At 61.9% G+C, this 21,723-nt stretch carries 17 protein-coding genes; 3 read left to right on the forward strand and 14 right to left on the reverse strand.

What is annotated here, in order from left to right:
- The 13 genes from JFN93_RS10410 to JFN93_RS10470 all read right to left on the reverse strand — a co-directional run bounded on the left by JFN93_RS10410 (position 1) and on the right by JFN93_RS10470 (position 14,736).
- A complete protein-coding gene (locus tag JFN93_RS10410) occupies positions 1–1,197 on the reverse strand; it encodes a putative nucleotidyltransferase substrate binding domain-containing protein (protein ID WP_199384001.1) in 1,197 nt (398 codons plus the stop codon).
- Between the two features lie 27 nt (positions 1,198–1,224).
- The gene (locus tag JFN93_RS10415; protein WP_199384002.1) at positions 1,225–2,745 is read right to left on the reverse strand and encodes a sodium:solute symporter family transporter; all 1,521 of its coding nucleotides are present in this window, start codon (positions 2,743–2,745) and stop codon (positions 1,225–1,227) included.
- Positions 2,738–3,061, reverse strand: a complete 324-nt coding sequence (locus JFN93_RS10420) for a DUF4212 domain-containing protein (protein WP_199384003.1) — start codon at positions 3,059–3,061, stop codon at positions 2,738–2,740. Before JFN93_RS10420 ends, JFN93_RS10415 begins: the two co-directional genes overlap by 8 nt.
- 52 nt (positions 3,062–3,113) lie before the next feature.
- A complete protein-coding gene (locus tag JFN93_RS10425) occupies positions 3,114–3,797 on the reverse strand; it encodes a PilZ domain-containing protein (protein ID WP_199384004.1) in 684 nt (227 codons plus the stop codon).
- 43 nt (positions 3,798–3,840) lie between these two features.
- Entirely contained in the window at positions 3,841–4,206 is a 366-nt protein-coding gene (locus JFN93_RS10430; RefSeq protein WP_199384005.1) for a response regulator, read from the reverse strand.
- A gap of 360 nt (positions 4,207–4,566) precedes the next feature.
- Entirely contained in the window at positions 4,567–5,787 is a 1,221-nt protein-coding gene (locus JFN93_RS10435) for a putative nucleotidyltransferase substrate binding domain-containing protein (RefSeq protein ID WP_199384006.1), read from the reverse strand.
- A 71-nt stretch (positions 5,788–5,858) separates the two neighbouring features.
- A complete protein-coding gene (locus JFN93_RS10440) occupies positions 5,859–7,847 on the reverse strand; it encodes a solute symporter family protein (protein ID WP_199384007.1) in 1,989 nt (662 codons plus the stop codon).
- 19 nt (positions 7,848–7,866) lie between these two features.
- Positions 7,867–8,172 carry a DUF485 domain-containing protein gene (locus tag JFN93_RS10445; protein WP_199384008.1) on the reverse strand — a complete coding sequence of 102 codons (306 nt, stop codon included), beginning with the start codon at positions 8,170–8,172 and terminating at the stop codon, positions 7,867–7,869.
- Positions 8,173–8,937: 765 nt separating this feature from the next.
- Positions 8,938–9,987, reverse strand: coding sequence for a hypothetical protein (locus JFN93_RS10450; protein ID WP_199384009.1), 1,050 nt, complete (start codon positions 9,985–9,987; stop codon positions 8,938–8,940).
- Positions 9,988–10,071: 84 nt separating this feature from the next.
- On the reverse strand, positions 10,072–10,323 hold the full coding sequence (locus JFN93_RS10455; RefSeq protein WP_199384010.1) for a hypothetical protein: 252 nt from the start codon (positions 10,321–10,323) through the stop codon (positions 10,072–10,074).
- 33 nt (positions 10,324–10,356) lie between these two features.
- Entirely contained in the window at positions 10,357–10,563 is a 207-nt protein-coding gene (locus JFN93_RS10460) for a hypothetical protein (RefSeq protein WP_199384011.1), read from the reverse strand.
- 710 nt (positions 10,564–11,273) lie between these two features.
- The gene (locus JFN93_RS10465; protein WP_199384012.1) at positions 11,274–12,665 is read right to left on the reverse strand and encodes a sigma-54-dependent transcriptional regulator; all 1,392 of its coding nucleotides are present in this window, start codon (positions 12,663–12,665) and stop codon (positions 11,274–11,276) included.
- Positions 12,666–12,768: 103 nt separating this feature from the next.
- Entirely contained in the window at positions 12,769–14,736 is a 1,968-nt protein-coding gene (locus JFN93_RS10470) for a cache domain-containing protein (protein ID WP_199384013.1), read from the reverse strand.
- Between the two features lie 404 nt (positions 14,737–15,140).
- On the opposite strand from JFN93_RS10470, the gene JFN93_RS10475 reads away from it, so the two are divergent.
- Entirely contained in the window at positions 15,141–16,016 is an 876-nt protein-coding gene (locus JFN93_RS10475; RefSeq protein WP_199384014.1) for a DUF2156 domain-containing protein, read from the forward strand.
- A gap of 253 nt (positions 16,017–16,269) precedes the next feature.
- Here JFN93_RS10475 and mnmH read toward each other — a convergent pair whose 3' ends face one another.
- On the reverse strand, positions 16,270–17,310 hold the full coding sequence (mnmH, locus tag JFN93_RS10480) for a tRNA 2-selenouridine(34) synthase MnmH (RefSeq protein WP_199384015.1): 1,041 nt from the start codon (positions 17,308–17,310) through the stop codon (positions 16,270–16,272).
- Positions 17,311–17,507: 197 nt separating this feature from the next.
- On the opposite strand from mnmH, the gene secA reads away from it, so the two are divergent.
- On the forward strand, positions 17,508–20,375 hold the full coding sequence (gene secA, locus JFN93_RS10485; RefSeq protein WP_199384016.1) for a preprotein translocase subunit SecA: 2,868 nt from the start codon (positions 17,508–17,510) through the stop codon (positions 20,373–20,375).
- Between the two features lie 163 nt (positions 20,376–20,538).
- Positions 20,539–21,720 (forward strand): bifunctional glutamate N-acetyltransferase/amino-acid acetyltransferase ArgJ, encoded by a 1,182-nt coding sequence (gene argJ / locus JFN93_RS10490; RefSeq protein WP_199384017.1) that lies wholly within the window; start codon positions 20,539–20,541, stop codon positions 21,718–21,720.
- The last annotated feature ends 3 nt before the right edge of the window (positions 21,721–21,723 follow it).

Below are 21,723 nucleotides of genomic sequence, written 5' to 3' on the forward strand. Positions count from 1 at the left end.
CTACCCCTGTCCGAAAATCTTCTGGTAGGCGATCTTCTGCAGGGTGAGGACGGCGTCCACCGCGCCCCGGAACTGCTCGTCCTGCGCCTCGTCCAGATTCGCCGGATCGAGGTAGCGCCCGCCGTTGCCGGGGGCGGCAACCCGCCACTGCACCAGGATCTGGAACGCCTTGAGGAGCCTTTCCGCGAGCTCGACGCTTAAACTGCCGCGCTCCACCAGCCACTGGATCCGTTCCAGGGTTCCGCCGCAGCCAATCCCCGCCTCAAGGGCCAGCACCCGCAGGGTCGCCTGCAGCGGGAGGAGTGCCGTCCCGTCCAGGTCGATCTTGCCGCGCTGCTCCCCTTCCTTGAGCAGCCGATAGCGACCGAAAAGCCCGACCGCTACCGGTGCCGCTACCGCTTTGCGTCCCAGCCGCTGCACCAGGTCCCCGTTACGCTCGCGCTGCACCGCGTCCCGGGCCAAATCGAGCGCCCGGTGCCCCAGGCTCTCATCCCCCAGCAGCGGCCCCAGGTCGGCGAGCGTTTCCAGGCGCTGCTCGCGCTGCAGATCGTCGGCCCCCTGTTCCTCGCCGGTTCCCGCCACAAACCTCTCCCACTGGCCGAGCGTCCCGTGCCAGAGCGGGTTCTCCTGGATCACCCCCGCCTCTTTGAGCGCGGCGATGGCGCCGTGAATGAAAAGGTAGTTCAACTCCGGTGCCTCTTCGTGCAGCAGGAAATAGTGGTTGCCGCTGGCGATGCCGTGCTCGCCCCGTCCCCGATCGCCGGAAACCAGAAGCGCAAAGGCCGGGGGCTCCCCTTGTCCCTTGCTCCGCATCAGCTCGCGGGTCAGCGCGATGGACCGGGCCACGATCCGGTCGTGCAGCTCGGTGTTGATTTCGAAGTGGGCCAGGATGGAGCGCCGTGAAGTGAAGTAGTTGCGGGCGAATTCGGTCCCCCGCGCCGAAAGTGCGGCGAGTTCCCCGGTCGTCGCGGCCTGCTCCACCTCCCGAAGGATCTCCTCCAGCTCTCGCTGCGCCGCCATCTCCCTGGCGAGCTCTTCGTCGAGCCCGCCCTGGAATTGGCGCAAAAGCGCCGCCGCTTCGGGGATGCTCTGGCGCTCCCAGCGTTGGGACAGGAGCTCCTCCAACCCGGAGACGAGTTGGGAACTCGCGCTCCAGCGAAGGATGTCGTTTCCTCGGGTTCCGATGAAAAGGGGCATAACGCTCTCCGGCTCGAAGGTTTCGGCCTAGTCGAGGTGTCCGTGGACCTCGTGCTCCAGGAAGTCGCGCATCGCGTCCGGGGGGGGCTTGGTGGCCAAGGAGACTGCGATCATCACCAGGATCACCAGCGGTGCGCCGCAAAGCGCGGAGGAGGTCAGCGGGAAGAGCTGGGCGAGGATCGGGAACGTGCCACCTAAAAGCGGCTGCGCGAAGGTGCAGCAAAGGCCGACCAGCATCCCGGCGATGGCGCCGTAGCGGTTGGCGCGGTCCCACCAGATGCCCAGTAACAGCAGCGGGAAGAGGGTGTTTCCGGCCAGGGCAAAGGCGAGCGCGGTGATCTGTACGATGAGCCCCCACGGGTTCAGGGCCAAAAGGAGGACGATCCCCGCCAGCACCAGGGTGCTCCCCTTGGCGACCGCCATCCGATCGCTTTCGTTGGCCTTGGGGTTGATCAGGCAGTAGTAAAGGTCGTAGGAGACCGAGGCGGCGCCGGTCATCAAAAGCCCGGCGACGGTGAAGAAGGCGGCGCTGAGCGCTCCTGCCGCCAAAACCCCGACGAGCCATCCGGGCATCCCTGCTAAAACGGCGGTCTTCATCACCACCAGGTCGGCCATCCGTTCGGCGGCGGGAGGGGGCAGGCGAATGCCGGTACGGACCTCCAAAAGCCTGCCGAAGACGGCGAAGGCCGGGGCGGACCAGTAGATGAGCGCGATGAAGAAGAGCCCCCAGACCACGCTCCAGCGGGCGTCGCGGACGTTGGGGACGGTGTAGAAGCGGGAGAGGACGTGCGGCAGTCCGGCGGTCCCGACCATGAGCGTGAAGCAGAGGGAAACCCAGCCGAAAAGGGTGCCGCTGGTGAAGGGGAGGGTGAAGTCGATCTGGTACTGGCGCGCCAGGTCGGAAATCGCCTCGCCGTAGCCGAACTGGGGCAGGATCCAGAAGTACCCCAGGTGATGGGCAAGCCACATGAGTGGCACGATGAAGGAGACGCAGATGACGAAGTAGAGCATCTGCTGGTTGCGCGGTACCCCCAGCGCCCCGGCGATGACCAGGTAGGAGACCACCGCGGCCCCGCCGTAGAGGACGGCACGGTTGTATTCGACCCCGAGCATGAAGGAGAAAAGGAGGCCGATCCCCTTGAACTGCGCGGTGCAGTAGATGATCGAGATCCCGATGGAGATCAGGGCGGCTAAGAACCGGGCCACCGGGGAGCCGTAGCGTTCGGCGATGAAGTCGGGGGCGGTGAACTTGCCGAAACGGCGGATCTGGCTCGCCAGGAGCACCAGGAGCAGCACGTAGCCGCCGGTCCAGCCGATGACGTAGGCAAGGGCCTGGTACCCCTGCAGGTAGATGATCCCCCCCAGCCCCATCAGACTCGCCGCGCTCATCCAGTTGCTCGCGATGGCCGCGCCGCCGCCGATCCGCCCGGTGTAGCGGCCGCCGAAGCCGTATTCCAAGCTCTCCCGCGACTTCTGCCTCAGGCCGACCAGCAGGAAGGAGACCAGGACGAAAAGGACGATCCCGATGGTCCAGGAGGCATCATTCATAGCTGCGGTCCCTCATGTGGCTGTGGTATTCGGTGATCCGGTCCAGGCGGTAGTTGTAGAAGACACAGAGGATGATGAACCAGAGGGGGAGGAACTGGCCGGAGAAGAAGAAATGGAGCGGGAGGTTGAACAGGTAGGTCTGGGTCAAAAAGCGCCCGAGCGGAGTGCCGGCCCAAAGGGCGAGGACGATCTGGAACCCGAAGGTGACCAACCCCCACCCCAGGAGCACAAGGAGGATGGTGCCCACCTCGTCGCGCATGTAACCCTTTTTCGGGCGCAACAGGTTGACCGAGTACCGTTTTGGTGCGTGGCTCATGGCGCCTCCGGGTGTGACGTCGATCGCTACAGCATCAGTGCCGAAAGAACAATTACAGCATCATGCCGGCCAGGAAATCGGCCTGCTGCTCGCTCAGATCGAGGAATTTGGCTCCGAACCCGGGGATGGCGCCGCCATCCCCCCAGGCGCGGATCCAACGGACCACCACCTTGAAGGGAAGGGTCTGGAATCCGGAGATTTCCACCAGGAAGACGCTGCCGACCTCGGGTGGGTAGCAGGTGCTGATGAAAAGTCCGCCGGGGGATATGTCCAGGGTGAAGGCGCGGACCGCGGCCTCGTGGGTTGTGCCTTCCTGCCACATCTGGACGCTGAGGACGCATTCCTTGCGATCGTCTTTGCGCAGGCTGCGGGGGGGGAAACCGACGCATTTGCCGATGAAATCCCGGAGGTTTTCCTCCCCGGACTTGTGCCGGTCGGAGAAGAGGACCTTGAACCCGGCCTCTTTGTTCCAGTTGACCCGGACGTTGGGAAAGATGCCTTCGATCTCCTCGAAGAGCATCTTGTCCTTGTAACTGGCGCGGACGATAACGGGGATGTCGGCGATGATGCCGCTGATCTCGGTTTCGGGAAGGGTGCGGAAGAGCTCGGATACCGTAGGGGCGTGAAAGAGGCGCACCCCGCACTGATCGAAGAACTCCCGGTACGCGTCCAAAACGGCGCCGTCCCGGGACACGAGAGCCAGGCAGAGATTCGCAGGGGCTACATCTTCGATCAAGGTGCTCCTCCACTTCGGGGCGATGTTTCTGCTTGAGGGGTGCTTACTCCGGTACGACCTGCCTGATCACGTCGATCAAAGACTTGGGACTGAACGGCTTGGTAAGCCAGGCGGTGGCGCCGGCATCGTTTCCTTGGGACTGGAATTCCTCGCGGGATTCCGTAGTGAGGAATACGATGGGGGTAAAGCGGTGCTCGGGAGTCTCCCTCAGCAAGCGGGCCAAGTCGATGCCGTTCACCTCGGGCATGTAGACGTCGGTGATGATGACGTCGAAGGCGCTCCCCGCAGCGAGCTCGGCGGCCTCCTTGCCGTCCGCGGCCTCCACGACCGTGAATCCGCGGTTGGTCAGGACGTTGCTGAGCATGCAGCGGATCGGTTTGGAGTCGTCGACGACGAGTATTTTTGCCATGTAAGCTCCCATCAGGACCGGTGATTTCGGCAGCAGAAAACGATGCCGCACCGGACGCGGCCGGTACCGTCAACTGCCGACCACCAGTACCGAAGCGGCATAATACGTGCTTTGGCGTGCCATTTCAATAAGGATTTCGTCGCCTTCAGTATTTTGTTTACATTGCCGTCGTTGGTACTGAACGAGGTGGGGGAAGAAGAATCCGGGAGAGATTGAGCGGGGAACAACGGGCATTTTGAGCGGGGGGGACCACGTGGCGTGCCAGGACGATACCTGCCTTAAGCAGGAGGCATCTGTTACTGGCATTACTTCATTACTCACTGCTTTATTGCTTACTGTGTTGCTTACTGCTCACTGCTATCACATGATCGAAAAGTTGGTGTGAATCACTTTCTGCAGCTCTTCAATGAGCAGCAGGGCGCGGCGGATCTGTTCCCGCTCCTCCTTGGGGAGGGTGTGCGGGTTGACGTGGTAGGCGTCCTTCTGGATTCCCTTGATCACCTTGATCTGCAAAAGGATCCGGTGCTTGGTGAGGACGCGGTAGGCCTCGATGAGCCCGGCCGCCATCTGCCCCGAGAGGCTCCCCTCGGCCTGGAGCAGCTCGATGCGGCGCACGGTGGCAGTGGCCGGGATCCCCTGGTTCATGGCCAGGATCCGGACGTTCATCACCAAGGGCGCCCAGGCGAGGAGCTTCAAGTTGAACTCCCCCTTGTGCTCGCCGCTCCCCTCGGTCCAGAAGCGCTTCAAAAAACCCAGGGCGAGCTTCATCTCGGTGGCGGCCTTCGCCATCCCCCACAGCGCCTGGAAGTAGTCCATCTCCAGGGAACGGATCAGCTCCACGAGGCTTTCTGCGGTCTCCCGGTCGCCGGCGACGTAGCGCGCGTCGGAGAGGACGATGAGATCCATCAGGTTCTTGCCGTAGTCGGTCGTCTCGTAGCGGACGATTCCCAAAAGGCGCCGCTGCCACTGCTGCAGGGATCCGCGCCAGTTCTCGAAGGAAGGCATGATCCCGCCGGTGCACTTTTTGAAGCCGATCGCCTCCATCCGTTCCACGAGGAGCTCGGAAAACTCGCGGAACCACTGGTCCGCCGCCTGCTCCCCGCCGTCCTGGTAGACGACCAGGTAGTCCTGGTCGGTGATCAGGGTCTGCTCCTCGCGGCCGTCGCTCCCCATGCTGACCAGGGCAAAGGGGAGGGGAGGGGGGGAGCTGATCTCAGCGGTCACAAGCTCGACGGCGCGCCGGGCGAGCTCGTCCCGGTATGCGGTGCAGTTTTGGTGCAGGGCGGTAACCGAGTGATAGCGCAGGAAGCGGTCCATCTCCAGCGCGTTCAGATCCTCGTGGATGCGCAGGAGCTTCGCGTAGTCGTCGGTTGCGGGGATGCTGGCGCGCAGCGCCTGCTCGCGCCGGGCGAAGGCCTCGATCTGGTCGAGTTCCTCCTGGGCGTTATCGCGCAGGGCCTGGAGGAGCTGCTGCATCTCGGAGCGCTGGAGCAGGGGGAGAAACGAGCGCACTTCGCCTAAAAGCTTCTCCAGAAGCTCCGGCTCGGAGATCGGGTGGGGAGGGTAGAGCGTGTGGGGCATGTGATATCCGTAAAAGAAAAAAATGGGGAAGGTTACCCTTCCCCATGCTATCACACTTTGATTTCCAACTGTTAGTGGTCAACCGCCTTGGCCATGCCGATGCCGGTGTTCTGGCGGACATAGACTTCGTCGAACATCTCTTCGGAGCGGCGGCTCGGGAAGGCCAGGCACCCGAGGATGGCGGCGATGAAGCCGAGCGGGATGGAGATGATGCCCGGGTTCTTAAGCTCGATGAGCGGCTTGTCGAGACCCATGATGGACTTGCCGTCCTTGTTGGCTTCGTAGTCCTTGCGTGCCTTGTCGAGGTCCTTGACCTGCTTCTCGGTGAGGACGGCGCCTTCGGCAACCTTTTTCTCGAGAACGGTGATGGCCTTCTTGGCGTCGCCGGCAATCTTCTTGGGATAGGTCATGTTCGGGGAGACCATGACCAGGCCGATGGAGGCGATGGTGCCGACCAAAAGGCCGCAGATGACGCCGGCGGTGTTGAACTTCCTCCAGAAGAGGGACATCACGACGACCGGGAGGTTGCCGGAAGCGGCGACCGCGAAGGCCAGCGCCACCAGGTGGGCAACGTTCTGCTTCTCGGCGGCGATACCGATCACGATGGCGAGGGCGCCGACGAAGAAGGAGGTGATGCGGGCCGCGAGGACCTGCTCGTGCTGGTCGGCGTGGCCGCCCTTGATCACGTTGACGTAGATGTCGTGGGCCACGGCCGCCGAGGAGGCGAGCACCAGGCCGGAGACGACGGCGAGGATGGTGGCGAAGGCGACCGCGCACAGGAAGGCGAGGAAGATGTCGCCGAGGACCGGGGTGATCTGGGCGCCGAGGGTCTGGGCCAGCATGAGAGCTGCCATGTTGCCGCCCTTGTCGATCGCGGTGATCGCCTGCGGGGTGACGTGGATGGCCGCGCCGAAGCCGAGCAGGGTGGTCAGGATGTAGAAGGAGCCGATGATGAACATCGCGATGATAACGGACTTACGAGCGGCCTGAGCGGTCGGAACGGTGAAGAAGCGCATCAGGATGTGCGGCATACCCGCGGTACCGAGGACCAGCGCCATGCCCAGGGAGATCTGGTCGAGCGGGTTCTTGAGGAACAGACCCGGCTCGAGGAAGCGCTGACCGTAGTCGAAGCCCGGTACGGCGACCGGATCCTTGAGGACCACCTTCTGGACGTGCTCCTGAACGTTCGGGTTGTTGGCGATGTCGGCGAAGAACTGGACCGGGTTCATGCCGGATTTGATCATGACCAGAATGGACAGAGCGGTAGCACCGGTCATGAGCAGGCCGGCCTTGATGATCTGGACCCAGGTGGTGGCGACCATGCCGCCGAAGACGACGTAGATGACCATCAGGATGCCGACGCCGATGATGGCGGTCTTGTACGGGATCTCCAGAAGGAGCTGCATCAGCTTACCGGCGCCGACCATCTGGGCGGTAAGGTAGAAGGTGGAGACGGAAACCGTTGAGATCGCTGCGAAGGCGCGGACCGGGGTCGGGGAGGTACGGAAGGAGAGGATATCCCCCAGGGTGTACTTGCCCGCGTTGCGGCACGGCTCGGCGACGATCAGGAGCACGGTGATGTAGGCAACCAGCCACCCTACCGAATACATGAACCCGTCGTATCCGTAGAGGGAGATCATCCCGGAAATACCGAGGAAGGAAGCCGCGGACATGTAGTCACCCGCGATCGCCCACCCGTTCTGGGTACCGGTGATCCCGCCGCCGGCGGCGTAGAAGTCGGCGGCGCTCTTGGTCTGCTTGGCGGCCCAGACGACGACGCCCAGGGTGGCGGCGATGATCAGGGCGAACATCGAGATGGTGATGGTTTTGTCGGCCTTGATCTTCTTGGGTGCCTCCGGCTTGGCGGCGTCCTTGGCGGCAACCGAAGCGGTGGCGGCCGGTGCGGCCTGCATCGCGGCGGGTGCGGCGGCGGTCGGGGCCGGGGCGGTTGCTGCCGCCGGAGCGGGAGCGCCTGCTGCCGGCGCTTTGGCCGGCTCGGCCGCGAAGGCGAAAGAGCCCAGGGAGAGGGCTAAGGTCAGGCTGAGCAAGATCTTTTTCATAGTCTATAGTCCTCCGTTCTTAGAGTTCGTCCACCAGTTCACGGGTGAGTCGGTCAAAGTCCTTGTTGGCAACGTGCGAGTAGTACAGGGCGAGTGCCCAGCTGACGAAGAACTGGGAAAGCGCGAAGAGGTACCCGAAGTTGATGTTGCCGATGATTTTGATCTTGAAGATCCCCGGAGTGTACGCCGCCGAGATCGGCAGCAGGAAGTAATACACACAGGAGAAAATCCACCACCCGAATAAAAACACTGTCTTTTTGCGGTGAAGCTCCACGAACTTCGGATTCTTAGCAATTGCGGCCCAGTTGTACTGTTTTTCTGCCATGGTCGTTACTCCTTTCTTGGTAAAGTGCCCGTCGTCGTCGTCGGCGTCCCGCCAGGTCCATTTGATAACTTTTCGATAATTCCCCCTTTTTCGAAATTGGATTTTTTTTCAAACAACAACGTGCTGTTTAGCAAACCGGGTTTTTATCGCCGCCCTTTAAATGGTCGCGGCGTATAAGTAACTGATATGGCTTAATTGTGTTCCAACAATCTCCGCTTGCCGGAGGATCCTGGGGGCTTTCCGATCCCCCGGTGAAAGCGTATACGTGTTTTCCTTTTAACACATGATTTTGGAATGTACAATAAAAATAAACGATGTTTTAAATCTGCCGCGAAATATTTTTTTACCGGCGGTGCCATCTGGTTGCGATTAACCTGCCGGTATCAAAGGAAAATATCAAAAAAATGGGATAAGAAAAAAAGCTAATTTTTTACCGGCCCGGCTGCTCCTGGAATGGGAAGTGTCCCGCGTTTGGCAAACGCGGGTATGGCAAAACACCGTCGCAATTCTGCACGGTTGCGTTCTCATAAGGAGAAAGTGCTCGTTGTTTTAATGATATCGACTTTTTTTCGGATGTAAAACGTTGTCTAAAAAAAATAGGAAATTAGCTGTGGACCAGATTGGAGACGCTACCGGGAAGGGCGGAGCCAGCGGAAGGGAGGCAATGGGGGTCTGTTTGGAAATGGAGCAAAGGAGGGGGCGGGGAGACGCAAACAGGGGAAGCATGGCGCTTCCCCTGCCTTGTTGAAGTTTAGGTGCGGCGGCCTAGTGACGCCCGGTGGCGAGCGGCTTGGCCGGGCCGTTGCGGCGGATGGCCGCGGCGAACTCCATCCAGAAGATCAGGTAGATGGAGACCATGAGGGAAAGTCCGATGTTTGCGTTCTCCGGTCCCAGCGCCTGGCTCAGGATGGGAGAGGCGAAGCCGGCACCGAGGGTCCCTGTGGCCCGCTCCAGGAGGTAGAAGACCGGGAGCGTTACCGCGGTGCCGGCGAACATGATGGCGATCCCCCGGCCCCGCTTCACCCAGTATTTGGGGGAGAAGCCGTACATCCGCATGAAGATGACCACCAGGATGATCCAGACCGAGTAGTCGACGGCGGCGTCGGGGAGCGCCAAACGGTTTTTCACCAGGGCGACCTCGAGGACGGTCACCGCGGCGAGCAGGACGAACATCCAGTTGAACTTCTCGTTCGCCTGGGTCTGCCAGTTGCGGCTGTCCGGGGCGGCGGTCTCGCGGATGTTGTGGTTGGGGGTCCCCAAGGCGGTGAAGAGGATGGCGAACCAGATGCCGGCGTTGTGGAAGAGGAGGGAGGCGTGGTTGCCGGCGACGTTGGCGATGCGGGACATCGGGTCCCGGGCGAAGTCGGCGGCGATGCGCATCAAAAACAGGTTCACCAGGACCGACAGCATCGCGATGACCGCGGTGGTGAAGATCCGGCGTGGCAGAAGGTACGGGTCGATCCGGTCCGGGAAGCCCAGGATGAAGGCGAACCAGATCAGGTACATGATCAGCGGGATCCCGAGGCAGATGCCGTAGACCGAGTTCCCGGCGAAGTCGCCGTTTTGGGCGTAGATGATGTACTTTTCCTTGCTCTCCGGGTTGGTGTTGACCGCCTTGACCACGTCCTTGGGCACTTTCTTCACGTAGGGAAGCAGTCCCATTCCGTACCAGCCGTGATCGCCCTGGGTGGTGTCGACCACCCAGTACTGGTCTCCCATCATCTCGTCGAGCCCTTGGAAGATGCGCAGCGAGAAGACGGCGCAGATCGTCACAACGACCAGAAGAAGCATTGCGTGGGAAATTTTCATCGGCATGGCAAGTCCTCCCGAAAGCGGAACTTGAAAAATGAATGGCAAACAGTACGTAACTTGGCCGGAAGAGCGGGATGGGCCGTCCCGCTATTCCTTGTGGGTGGTCCAGAACATGGAGACCGCGTTGGCGGCGAACAGGCCGTAGAGCCACATGGTGTTCCAGGCCGGGCCGGACCAGTGACTGCCGCGGCCGCCGCCGACCACCCCTGAGGCGACGACGATCCCGATCAAGGCAGTAAAGGCGACCATCGCGACGGCGCGCAGGATGGCGCTGTTGCGCCAGGTGTGGCGCTCGAGCTCTTCAATCCTTGACAGAAGTTCCAGTTCTTTTTCGCTCATGACCGTTCTCCTTTGATCAAATGCTGGAGCTTTTTAGGCTCTTACACCACCCAAAAGCGACCCGTCGGTCAGCTCGGAGGGGTGTCGCTCCGAAAGTTCCCGGTACTTGAGGCACTCGCGGTAGCGGCAGCTGCAAAACCTGATGATCTGTTTCACGTCATAGGGGGAGATATATCCACATCCCACATCGCAGTAGTCATCGTTTTTGCCGTAAAAGGGGCAGATCGTTTCCTTAAGCATAGGGCCTCAACTCTCGAATGGACCGCGACGACGGGCGACCAGTGCTGGGGTAACGCCCATTTGTTAGCAACTGTCGTGCCACCGGTTTAATGATCGCCAATAAGGTAGCTGGGTCGCAGGGTTACGCTGTTTATGAGGGGTGTCGAACGTTGGTCGCTTTTGCAGTTTTGCAAAGGGATTTCCCCGGACCAAAAAAAGGAGGGGTTGCTGGAGAAAATCGGTATTTTTTTGCTGGTATAGGAAAATGTGCTGTAAAAACAGATCGATGAGGTGGTTTCGCGAAAAACGCGCGGCATTTTGCAGCGCTGCAAGCTTGCGTCAAACGGTTTTGCAAAAGTGCAAATGCGTTTTGCAAATGCTGCAGGGCGACCTTCCCGGTTGGGTGCTGGCAAGTCTGGCGGAGTGAGCTTGGATCGGTGGGTGCCTTCCCACGGTGGACTGTGGGGCGAGGGGAGAAATGACGGGGTGGTTTTTTCTCTGTGGGAGCACCATTTTGGGCGCGATCCGCCGCAGGCGGTGCTGACGGTAGCAGTTAATCGCGCCTGGAAAGGCGCTCCCACAGGGTAAAACGGCTACCTTGCTTATGTAAAGAGACTCGATCGCGACCGGAAGGTCGCTCCTACATGGTGGGTGGGCGCCACCTTGCCGTTGGTTCTGGATGAAGCGGCAGGTCGCCTTGAGGAACGAAACGCGACGTATCCGCTGGCAGGTTACCCGGCGTACTCGTCCTTGCGGATGCCGTACTTCTTGATCTTGCGGTAGATGGTCGCCATGTTGGTCCCCGCTTCCTTGGCCGCGGCCTCGACGTTGCCGCCGTTTTTGCGCAGAAGCCCTCTCAGGTATTCCGTTTCGAACCGCGAAAGGGCACGGGCGTACTCACCCTCCTCGACGATGTTGGAAACAACCCCGGCATCGCCTTGCGGAGCGATCTCGATGAACTGGGACAGGACCGGAAGGCCGATGTACTCCCCGCTCTCCATGGCGAGACACGCCTCGACCACATTCTTCAACTGCCGTATGTTCCCGGGCCAGTGGTAGTTGGTCGCCGCTTCCAGCGCTTCGGGGGTGAGCCCCTTGATGGCGGTGGCGAACTTCTCGTTTTGCTGCCGGATGAAATGTGCTGCCAGCAGCGGCAGGTCGTCCTTGCGCTCGCGCAGGGGAGGGAGGTGGAGGTTCACCACGTTCAGACGGTAGTAGAGGTCTTCCCGGAACTCTCCCTGTTTCACCGCGTGCTTCATGTCGGCGTTGGTCGCCGACAGCACCCGGACGTCCACCTTGGTAGGGGTGGGATCGCCGATCCGGTTGAATTCCTGCTCCTGGAGAAAGCGCAGCAGCGTCTTTTGCACCGTCATCGGCAGGTTCCCCACCTCGTCGAGGAAGAGGGTCCCCCCGTCGGCGGTCTCCAAAAGACCGCGGCGGTTTTCCGAGGCGCCGGTGAAGGCCCCCTTGCGATAGCCGAAGAGCTCACTCTCCAGAAGCGAGGCGGGGAGGGCGCCGCAGTTGATCGCCACGAACTTCTTTTCCTTGCGCGGCGAGTTGTAGTGGATGGCCTGGGCGATCAGTTCCTTGCCGGTGCCGGACTCGCCGGTGATCAGGACCGAGGTGTCGCGCACCGCGACCTTCTCCACCCGTTCCAGAAGCTCGCGCAGGCTGCTCGACGCCCCGATGATGTTTTCGACGTGGAACCTGCCGACCAGCTCCTCGCGGAGCTCCCGGTTTTCCTCCATCAGGGCGGTCTGCTTCAGGGCGTTTTTGACCCGGTAGAGGAGCTCCTCCGGCTCGAACGGCTTGGTGAGCATGTCATAGGCCCCCTTGCGCAGCGCCTGGATGCTCATCTCCACCGTGGCATAGGCGGTCACCATGATGACCGGAATGGAAGGTTCCTTTTGCTTGATCTTCTGCAACAGTTCCAGGCCGTCCATCCCCGGCATCTTGATGTCGGTGACGATGATGTCCCACTGGCGCGCCGTGAAGGTCTCCAGCGCCTCGAACGAGCGGGTGAACGCGGTCACCTGGTAGCCATTGTCGGAGAGGACTGCCTCCATCATCCGGCAAAGCCCTTCCTCGTTGTCGATCACCATTACCCTTTTCTGTGCCGTCACAAAGTCCTCCGTCCCGGCGGCGTCCGGCGCCGGAAAAGTCGTTCTTGGCTTCTCTGTTGCGCGGGGCCTTCGATACGACCGATCGGACCCCGCTGGAGCGGATTTACTCGTAGAGGTCCCGGTTCACCGGAAGGAGCACCTCCACGGTGGTCCCGGTCCCGACCGAGCTTTCGATCCGGATCTTGCCGTGGTGCTGTTCCACGATCTGCTTGGTGATGGCGAGACCCAAGCCCGTTCCCTTGATCTTGGTGGTGAAGAAGGGCTCGAAGATCCTTTCCATGTGCTCGGCGGGAATCCCGCCGCCGTTGTCGCGGAACTTGAGGCTCACCAGCCCGTCGGCGGCGAGCTCGGAACTCACCACCAAGGTTCCCCCTTTTTCCATCGCCGCCCCGGCGTTCAGGATCAGGTTGATCGCCACCTGCCGGATCTGGTCCCCGTCGATCATGATCGAGGGAATGCCCGGCTGGAGCTCCTTGCGCACCGACACGTGGTGCATGTCGGTGTGGTTGGCGGCGAAATCGACGATCTGGTCCAAAAGGGCGTTGATGTCGGTTTCCTCAAGGTCGGGCTGCGGGGTCCGGGCGTAGTTCAAAAGATCCTGGACGATCTTCTTGCACCGCTTGCTCTCCCGCTTGATCTCGTGGATGAACTTGTAATGCGGGTCGTCCGGGGAGAGCTTCCCCTCGATATAGCCGGCGTAGCCCAGGATGACCCCGAGCGGGTTGTTGATCTCGTGCGCCACGCCGGAGGAGAGCACCCCCAGCGACGCCATCTTCCCCTGCTGCGCCAGGTTCGCCTCCAGCTCCTTGTTGTGCTTGATGATGCTGGTCATCTTGTTGAAGGCGACGGCCAGTTCGCCCAGCTCGTCGTTGGCGGTGACCGGGATCCGCTCGTCAAAGCGCCCCCGCTTCACCTTCCGGATCACCGTCATCATCCGGGCGATCGGGTCGGTCATCACCCGCGAGGCGACGAAGACCAGGACCATGGAGATCACCGAGACCAGGATGGTGAGCACCACCATGCTCTCCATGATGCGCCCCTTGATCGCGTTCGCCTCCTCGTAGAACTCGTCCTCGTAGGAGCCGGCGGCGACGATCCAGTTCCACGGTTTGAAATACTCGTAGCGGACGATCTTCATCCGGGGTGCCGACTCTCCCGGGTTTTTCCAGGCGTAGCGGATCCAGCCGGTTTTGTTCTCGCACATCTCCTTGATGAAGGTGGAGCCGTTGAAGTCGGTCGCCTTGATGAAGTTCTTCCCTTCGCCGCTCGGGTGAATCATGAAGTTCCCCGAACCGTCCATGCAGAAGATGTAACCGGTCTTGCCGACCTTCTTCGCCTTGAGCTTTTCCTTGAGCGCCTCGAAGGAGCGCCGCTCGAAATTGACGTCCTCGTAGGTCTCCTCGAGATAGCCGCCGGCGGCGATGATCCAGTCCCAATCCTTGAAGTAGCGGTAGGCAACCACCTTTTTGCGCAGCGCCTTGTCGCCCAGTTCCGCGTTGCGCCAGGGGTAGACGATGTAGAGGACCTCCCCCGGCTTGGACCGGACCGCCTTCTCGCACATCTCGCGGATGAAGTAGTGCCCCTTGTCGTCGTGCTCGTTGAAGACGTTCTTCCCTTCCTGGGCGATGTGGACCTTGAGCTCCCCCTTGCTGGTCATGGCATAGATGTAGCCGGTCTTGCCGACGTTCACCTTTTTCAGGGCGCGGTCCGCCTCCCGCTTCGCAGTTTCCAGGTCGATGAGCCCCTTCTTGTACTGGTTGTTCTGGGCCCGGACCATGTTGTAGGAGAGGTCGGTAAGGGTGGCGAGCTCCTGGTGGAAGCTCCGTTCCTTGTCCTGTTTGTAGACCTGGAACTGCTGGTAATGGGAGTTGAGGAGATCGGCCGCAAAGGAGGCGGTGTGTTCGAGGTCGTCCTTACTGGTCTGGGTGATGCCGAGGTAGGCCTGCTTGGTGGAGATGTACCCGATGACCCCGCCGACGATGAAGATCGGGATGGTCACCAGGGGGAGTACCAGTACCATCATTTTCCAGCGGAGTTTCAGGTTGTTAACGAGATTGATAATCTCGGCCATGGGCCTCCCTTTTCACCTGCGCAATGGGGGGGATGTAACGTATACGGGATACTAGCGGAAACCGGTACCAAAATGCCAGTGAATTTTTCGCAATTCTGCGAAAATTGAAACGGGCCAGGTGGGGAGATGGGGGCGGTGCGCGGGGCAGGCCCGGACGAGGCTCGTAGGGGCCGAGCATGCTGCGCCCATCATTTCGCGGCTGGTCGATGCATTCTGGTTTTGGGCGATACAGACCGCGGGCGATCGCGCCGGGACCGGCGCTCCCACACGGTAAGGTAAAAGTTTTTTTGGTTCCACCCCCTTGTAAATGAGCCGGCGACTGCACACCTTGCTTATAATTAAAATGGCATGCACCGGAAAGCCGAATGCTGCTATACTGAGCCCCTTCGGGGAGGACACCTGTCATGCCGCACATCCCATCTTTTCCGGAAGCGCGTGGCATAGAGCTTAGCGACAAGCCTTTGCTGGACCGGCTGTTCCGCGAGCTCGAGCCGCGCATCTCGGAATTTTCCTTCGCCAACCTTTTTCTTTTTCGCGTGGTCCACGACTACCGGCTGACCATGGTCGGCGATGCGGTCGTCGTTCTTGGAAAAGGGTACGACGGCACGCCGTACTTCCTCCCCCCGCTGTCCGGCGACATCCCGGCCGCCCTGGCGCGGCTTTGGGGGGAAGGATTGACTCTCTACGGCGCGGACGATCCCTTCCGCGAGCGCTACCTGCGCGAGGTCGAGGCGGTGGAGGACCGGGACAATTCCGACTATCTCTACCTGCGCGAGGAGTTGGCCACCCTGCCGGGGAGCCGTTTTCACAAGAAAAAGAACCGGGTGAACTACTTCTCGCTGCGCCACAGTTTCACCGTGGAGCCTTACCGGGATGGGCATCTGGAGGGGGCGCTCGCCTTGCTGGAAGAGTGGCGCCGGGTGCGGGCGGCCCAGGGGGACCAGGTGGGGGGTGAGGTTGAGGGGGCGGCCGAGGCGCTGCGCCTTAACCGGGAACTGGGACTGGAAGGGGTGGTGGTACTCGTGGAAGGGGAGGTGCGCGGCTTCGCGCTCGGCGAACGGCTGAACGCCGAGACCTGCGTCTGTCACTTCGAGAAGGCCGATCTCTTCATGGACGGGATCTACCAGCTTGTGAACCGCGAGTTCGCCCGGCTCTTGTTCACCGACTGCACCTATATCAATAGGGAGCAGGACCTGGGCGATCTGTCGCTTCGGCAGGCGAAGCTTTCCTATCAGCCGGTGGAGATGGTGCGCAAGTATCGGGTGAAGGGAGAGGGCTAAAAAGGATTGATGGGCCCCCAGCATCCTGCGCCCCTACGAGCATGATGCGAGAGCCGTGCACGGTGGGAGCGCCTTTCCCGGCGCGAATTCGCTGCCTCGAAATCTAGGAGCGACATTCCTGTCGCGATTCACCGGTGCTGGATAAGAACCCCATCCTCACCCGTCCCCTCCCCTTGAAGGGGAGGGGACGTCCGGGCGTTTTTCCCAGAGGAAAGAGGCTGTTACATCTTGTACGCCGTGGCCGGATAGGGTTTCAGGGGCAGGGGCGGGCGCCGAGGCGCTCGGTAAGGACGGTGCAGAGTTCGTCGGCGGCGGCCTCGAAGTTTTCCATGCCCAGGCCGAAGTCCTCGCGCCACTCCCGGTTCTTGTAATAGACCTTGTCGTAGTAAAGCTCGATGAGCCCGGTCATGAAAGGCTCCATCTCCCAGCGCTCCAGGTTGCCCTTCAGCTCCTCGTAGCACTTTCCGCCCAGACGCTTCTTGATCCGTCCCAGTGCCTCGGCCATCTCTTCCTTGTATTCGGGGAGGCCGTACTCGGCGATCAGGCGCTGCACCCGGACCGGCACCGGGGCGTGGCACCAGACCCGGATCCCTTGCGCCATCTTGTCATAGAAGTCGCCGGGGAGCGACAGCCGCCCGATGCGCTGGCTTTCTCCTTCCAGCACCAGGGGGATGTCGGACGGGAGCTTGCGGATCGCGTCCCACAACAGGGTCTCGAAGCGTTTCTGGGTGAGCGCCTGGGTAAGCCCGAGCTCGCCGAAGGCGGAGCCGCGGTGCCGGGCGAGCCCTTCGAGGTCCAGGACGGCAAAGCCGCGCTGTTCCAGGATCGCGAGCAGGGTGGTTTTGCCGATGCCGGTCATCCCGTGCAGCACCACCAGGGGGGTGGGGTGGCGGAAATCCTGGAAAAACGCCGACACCTGGTTGCGAAACGCCTTGTAGCCTCCGATCATCTGTCGCGCCGGGAAACCGGCCAGATCCAGCACCGTGGCGATGGTCTTGCTCCTTAAGCCCCCGCGCCAGCAGTAGACGACGATGGGACGGCCGCCGGCCTCCTTGGCCACGGCGTCGACCATCTCGGGAAAGCGGTGCGCGGTAAGGGCAAGCCCGCGCAGCCGGGCCGCCTTGGGCCCGTCGTTTTTATGGATGATCCCGATCTCCACCCGTTCCTCGTTGGTGAGAAGCGGGACGTTGACGGCACCGGGAATGTGGTCTTCCTCGTATTCCAGCGGGGTGCGGGCATCCACCAGGAGGTGGGTTTCCAAAAGGCTTTCGTTGAATGCTACGGTTTCCGGCATGATCTCTCCTTGAATCGGGCCCCCCATTATAAGGAGGGCGCCCCGGTAATGCAAGAAGGTCAAAGCCGATCACCTTTCTGCCACAAGAAGGTGACAGTTACCTGTAACCACCCTTTTCTGTTGAGCGATTCTCACATTCGTGGTATCTTGACCTGTTTCCACAACCCTTTCTGACTGAAGCGAAGGAGAGTTTATTGATGTTTGGCGCGCTGATTAAGAAGTTTGTAGGCAGTAAGAACGAGCGGGAACTCAAGCGCCTCTGGCCGATCGTGGAGAAGATCAACGGCCTGGAAGCGGAGATCTCCAAGCTCTCCGACGAAGCGCTCCGGGGCAAGACTTTCGAGTTCAAGGAACGTTACGGCCGCGGTGAGAGCCTCGATTCGATGCTCCCCGAGGCGTTCGCGGTCTGCCGGGAGGCCGGCAAACGCGTACTCGGCATGCGCCACTTCGACGTCCAGCTGATCGGCGGGATGGTCCTGCACTCGGGCAAGATCGCCGAGATGAAGACCGGTGAAGGCAAGACGCTCGTGGCGACCCTTCCCTCCTACCTCAACGCGATCTCCGGCAAAGGGGTCCACGTCGTCACCGTCAACGACTACCTCGCCAAGCGCGACTCGGAGTGGATGGGCAAGATCCACCGCTTCCTCGGCCTCGAGGTCGGCGTCATCGTGCACGACCTCGACGACGAAGAGCGCCGCGAGGCCTACGCCGCCGATATCACCTACGGCACCAACAACGAATTCGGCTTCGACTATCTGCGCGACAACATGAAGTTCGACCTGGCCGATTACGTCCAGCGCCCGTTCAACTTCGCGGTCGTCGACGAGGTCGACTCCATCCTCATCGACGAGGCGCGTACCCCGCTCATCATCTCCGGGCCGACCGAGGACTCCACCGACAAGTACTACATCATCGACCGGATCATCCCGCTTCTCGTCAAAGGCGAGGTGAAGGAGGTCGAGGCCAATACCCTTTCCGGCAAGCGCAAGGTCTACACCGGCGACTTCACCATCGACGAGAAGGCGAAGTCGGCGACCCTCACCGAGGAGGGGGTCTCCAAGGTGGAACGGCTCCTCAAGATCGAGAACCTCTACGATCCGCGCAACATGGAGATCCTGCACCACACCCAGCAGGCGCTGCGTGCCCACGCCCTGTTCAAGCGGGACGTGGACTACGTGGTGCGCGACGGCGAGGTCCTCATCGTCGACGAGTTCACCGGCCGTCTCATGCCGGGGCGCCGCTGGTCCGACGGCCTGCACCAGGCCATCGAGGCCAAGGAAGGGGTCAAGATCGAGAACGAGAACCAGACCCTCGCCACGATCACCTTCCAGAACTACTTCCGCATGTACTCGAGACTCTCCGGCATGACCGGTACCGCGGACACCGAGGCGGTCGAGTTCCACAAGATCTACAGCCTGGACGTCGTGGTCATCCCGACCAACCGGCCGCTTTTGCGCCCCGACTTCCCGGACGTCATCTACAAGACCGAGCGCGAGAAATTCGGCGCGGTCATCCAGGAGATCAAGGAGCTCAACGAGAAGGGGCAGCCGATCCTGGTCGGCACCATCTCGATCGAGAAGTCCGAGGTCCTCTCCGAGCTCCTCAAGCGCGAGGGGATTCCCCACTTCGTGTTGAACGCGAAGCAGCACGACCGGGAGGCGGAGATCGTCGCCCAGGCCGGCCGCAAGGGGATGGTCACCATCGCCACCAACATGGCCGGCCGCGGTACCGACATCCTCTTGGGCGGCAACCCGGACGGGCTTGCCCGCCAGGCCTTCCACGGCACTCCCGAATCCCGCACCGAGGAGTTCGTCGAGTTCTTCGAGGAGGCGCGTGCCAAGGAGTGGAGCGACAAGCAGATCATGGACAAGCTGGAGGCCGACTTCACCGGGCTCGGCCCGATCGTCGCCGCCGCTTTGAAGGACGACCCCGAGGCCGACGGCTACGACCTGGAAGACGCGGTAATGGCCGAGCACACCCGGCAGTTCCAGGCCCTGGTCGACAAGTTCAAACCGGTCTGCGCGGCGGAACACGAAGAGGTGACCAAGCTGGGCGGTCTCCACATCCTGGGGACCGAGCGGCACGAGTCGCGCCGCATCGACAACCAGCTGCGCGGCCGTTCCGGCCGTCAGGGGGACCCCGGTTCCTCCCGGTTCTACCTCTCCCTTGAGGACGACCTGCTCCGCATCTTCGGCTCCGAGCGCGTTTCCATGATCATGGACAAGCTCGGCATCGAGGAAGGGGAGGCGATCACCCACGGCCTGATCACCCGGGCCATCGAGAACGCCCAGAAGAAGGTCGAGGCGCACAACTTCGAGATCCGCAAGCACCTCATCGAATACGACGACGTCATGAACAAGCAGCGCGAGGTGATCTACACCCAGCGCCGCGAGATCCTGGGGGGCGAAGCGATCCAGGAGAGCTTCCAGGGGCTTTTGGACGACACCATCACCGAAATCGCCCAGGCCTACGCCATCGACAAGGTCCCGGCCCGCGAGTGGGACTGGCAGGGGGTCGGGGACGCGGTCTTCAAGGAGTTCGGGATGCACCTCGATCTCCCCGCCGAGGTCATCGACCGGCTCACCCCGGTCAACTTCGAGGAGATGCTCCGAAACGCCGGCCGCACCCGTTTCACCGAAAAGCTCCAGGAATTCGGCCCCGAGCTCATGGAGCACCTGATCAAGGTGATCATGCTCCAGGTGATCGACGCCCAGTGGAAGGACCATCTCCTTTCCATCGACCACTTGAAAGAGGGGATCGGCCTGCGCGGCTACGGCCAGAAGGATCCCAAGCAGGAATACAAGCGCGAGGCGTACCAGCTGTTCCTCGACATGATGGGGCGGATCCGCCAGGAAGTCGTGGAGAAGATCTTCTGGGTGCAGGTGGCCCACGAAGACGAGATCGGCCGGATCGAGGAAGAACAGCGCCAGGCGCGCAAGCAGGTCTTCAACCTCGGCGATCACGCCCCCGAGCAGCAGCCGGTCCAGGTGAAGAAGAGCGCCGGGCGCAACGACCCCTGCCCCTGCGGCAGCGGCAAGAAGTTCAAGAAGTGCTGCGGGAAGTAAAGCAGGGGCTCGGGACTGGGGGCTAGGGGCCAGGGAAAAACCTGGTGCCACCCCGGTGCCGCCGGCTACTGCGCGGTCAGCGTCGACCGATCGGTCTGATCCGTCCGACCGGTCCGAGGGGAACCCGTTCTCCGATCGGCCTTCCCCAAAGGAGGGGCAACACATGCCAGTAAAAGGTTTCCAGTTCTCCGCCGTGGAGGCGGCTATCAAAAAGCCGGGCCGGCTCGACCTGGCGCTCATCTTTTCCCAGACTCCGGCCCGGGTCGCCGCCGTTTTCACCACCAACAAGGTGAAGGCCGCCCCGGTCCTCATTTCCCAGCAGCGGGCGAAGGACGGCATCTGCCGCGCGGTTTTGGTCAACAGCGGCAACGCCAACGCCTGCACCGGCGAGCAGGGGATGCGCGATGCGCTCACCTGCGGCCGCAAGACCGCCGAGGCGCTCGGCCTTCCCGACGAGGAGCTCCTCATCGCCTCCACCGGCGTCATCGGCCAGACCCTCCCGATGGACCGCTTCCGGGCGGGCATCGAGCCGCTCGTCGACGGCCTTTCCGGCGGGACCATCGAGAACGTCGCCGACGCCATCATGACCACCGACTCCTTCGCCAAGCTTGAGACCCGAAGCGGCGCGGCGGGGGGCGTCCCCTATACCATTACCGGGATCGCCAAGGGGGCGGGGATGATCCAGCCCAACATGGCGACCATGCTCGCCTTCCTGGTCACCGACGCCGACGTGGAGCCGGCCTTTCTGGACCGCGCCTTCAAGGAGGCGGTGGACGGCTCCTTCAACGCGATCACCGTCGACGGCGACACCTCCACCAACGACACCGCGCTCATCATGGCCAACGGTGCGGCGGCCAACCCGCTGATCACCGCCGGGACCCCGGAAGGGGAGCGCTTCGTCGCCCTCTTGCACGACGTCCTTCTCTCCCTGGCAAAGCTGATCGTGAAAGACGGCGAAGGGGCCACCAAGTTCGTCGAGATCCGGGTGCAGGGCGCCGCGGACCACGCCGACGCCAAGCAGGCGGCCCTTGCCGTCGCCAACTCGCTCCTGGTCAAGACCGCCTTCTTCGGGCAGGACGCCAACTGGGGACGGATCATCGCCGCGGTGGGATATTCCGGCTGCGAGATGGACCAGGGGAAGGTGCGGATCAGCTTCGACGATGTCCTCATGGTGCAGGACGGCATCTTCACCGGCGGCGACGCCGAGGCGGCCGGCACCGAAGTGTTGAAGCAGAAAGAGTTCACCGTTACAATCGACCTCCGGATCGGCTCCGGAGCTGCGACGGTATATACCAGCGATCTCACCTACGATTACGTGCGCATCAACGCCGACTATCGCACCTGAAGC

It is taken from the genome of Geomesophilobacter sediminis, from assembly GCF_016458275.1.
In the GTDB taxonomy this organism is placed as follows: domain Bacteria; phylum Desulfobacterota; class Desulfuromonadia; order Geobacterales; family Geobacteraceae; genus Geomesophilobacter; species Geomesophilobacter sediminis.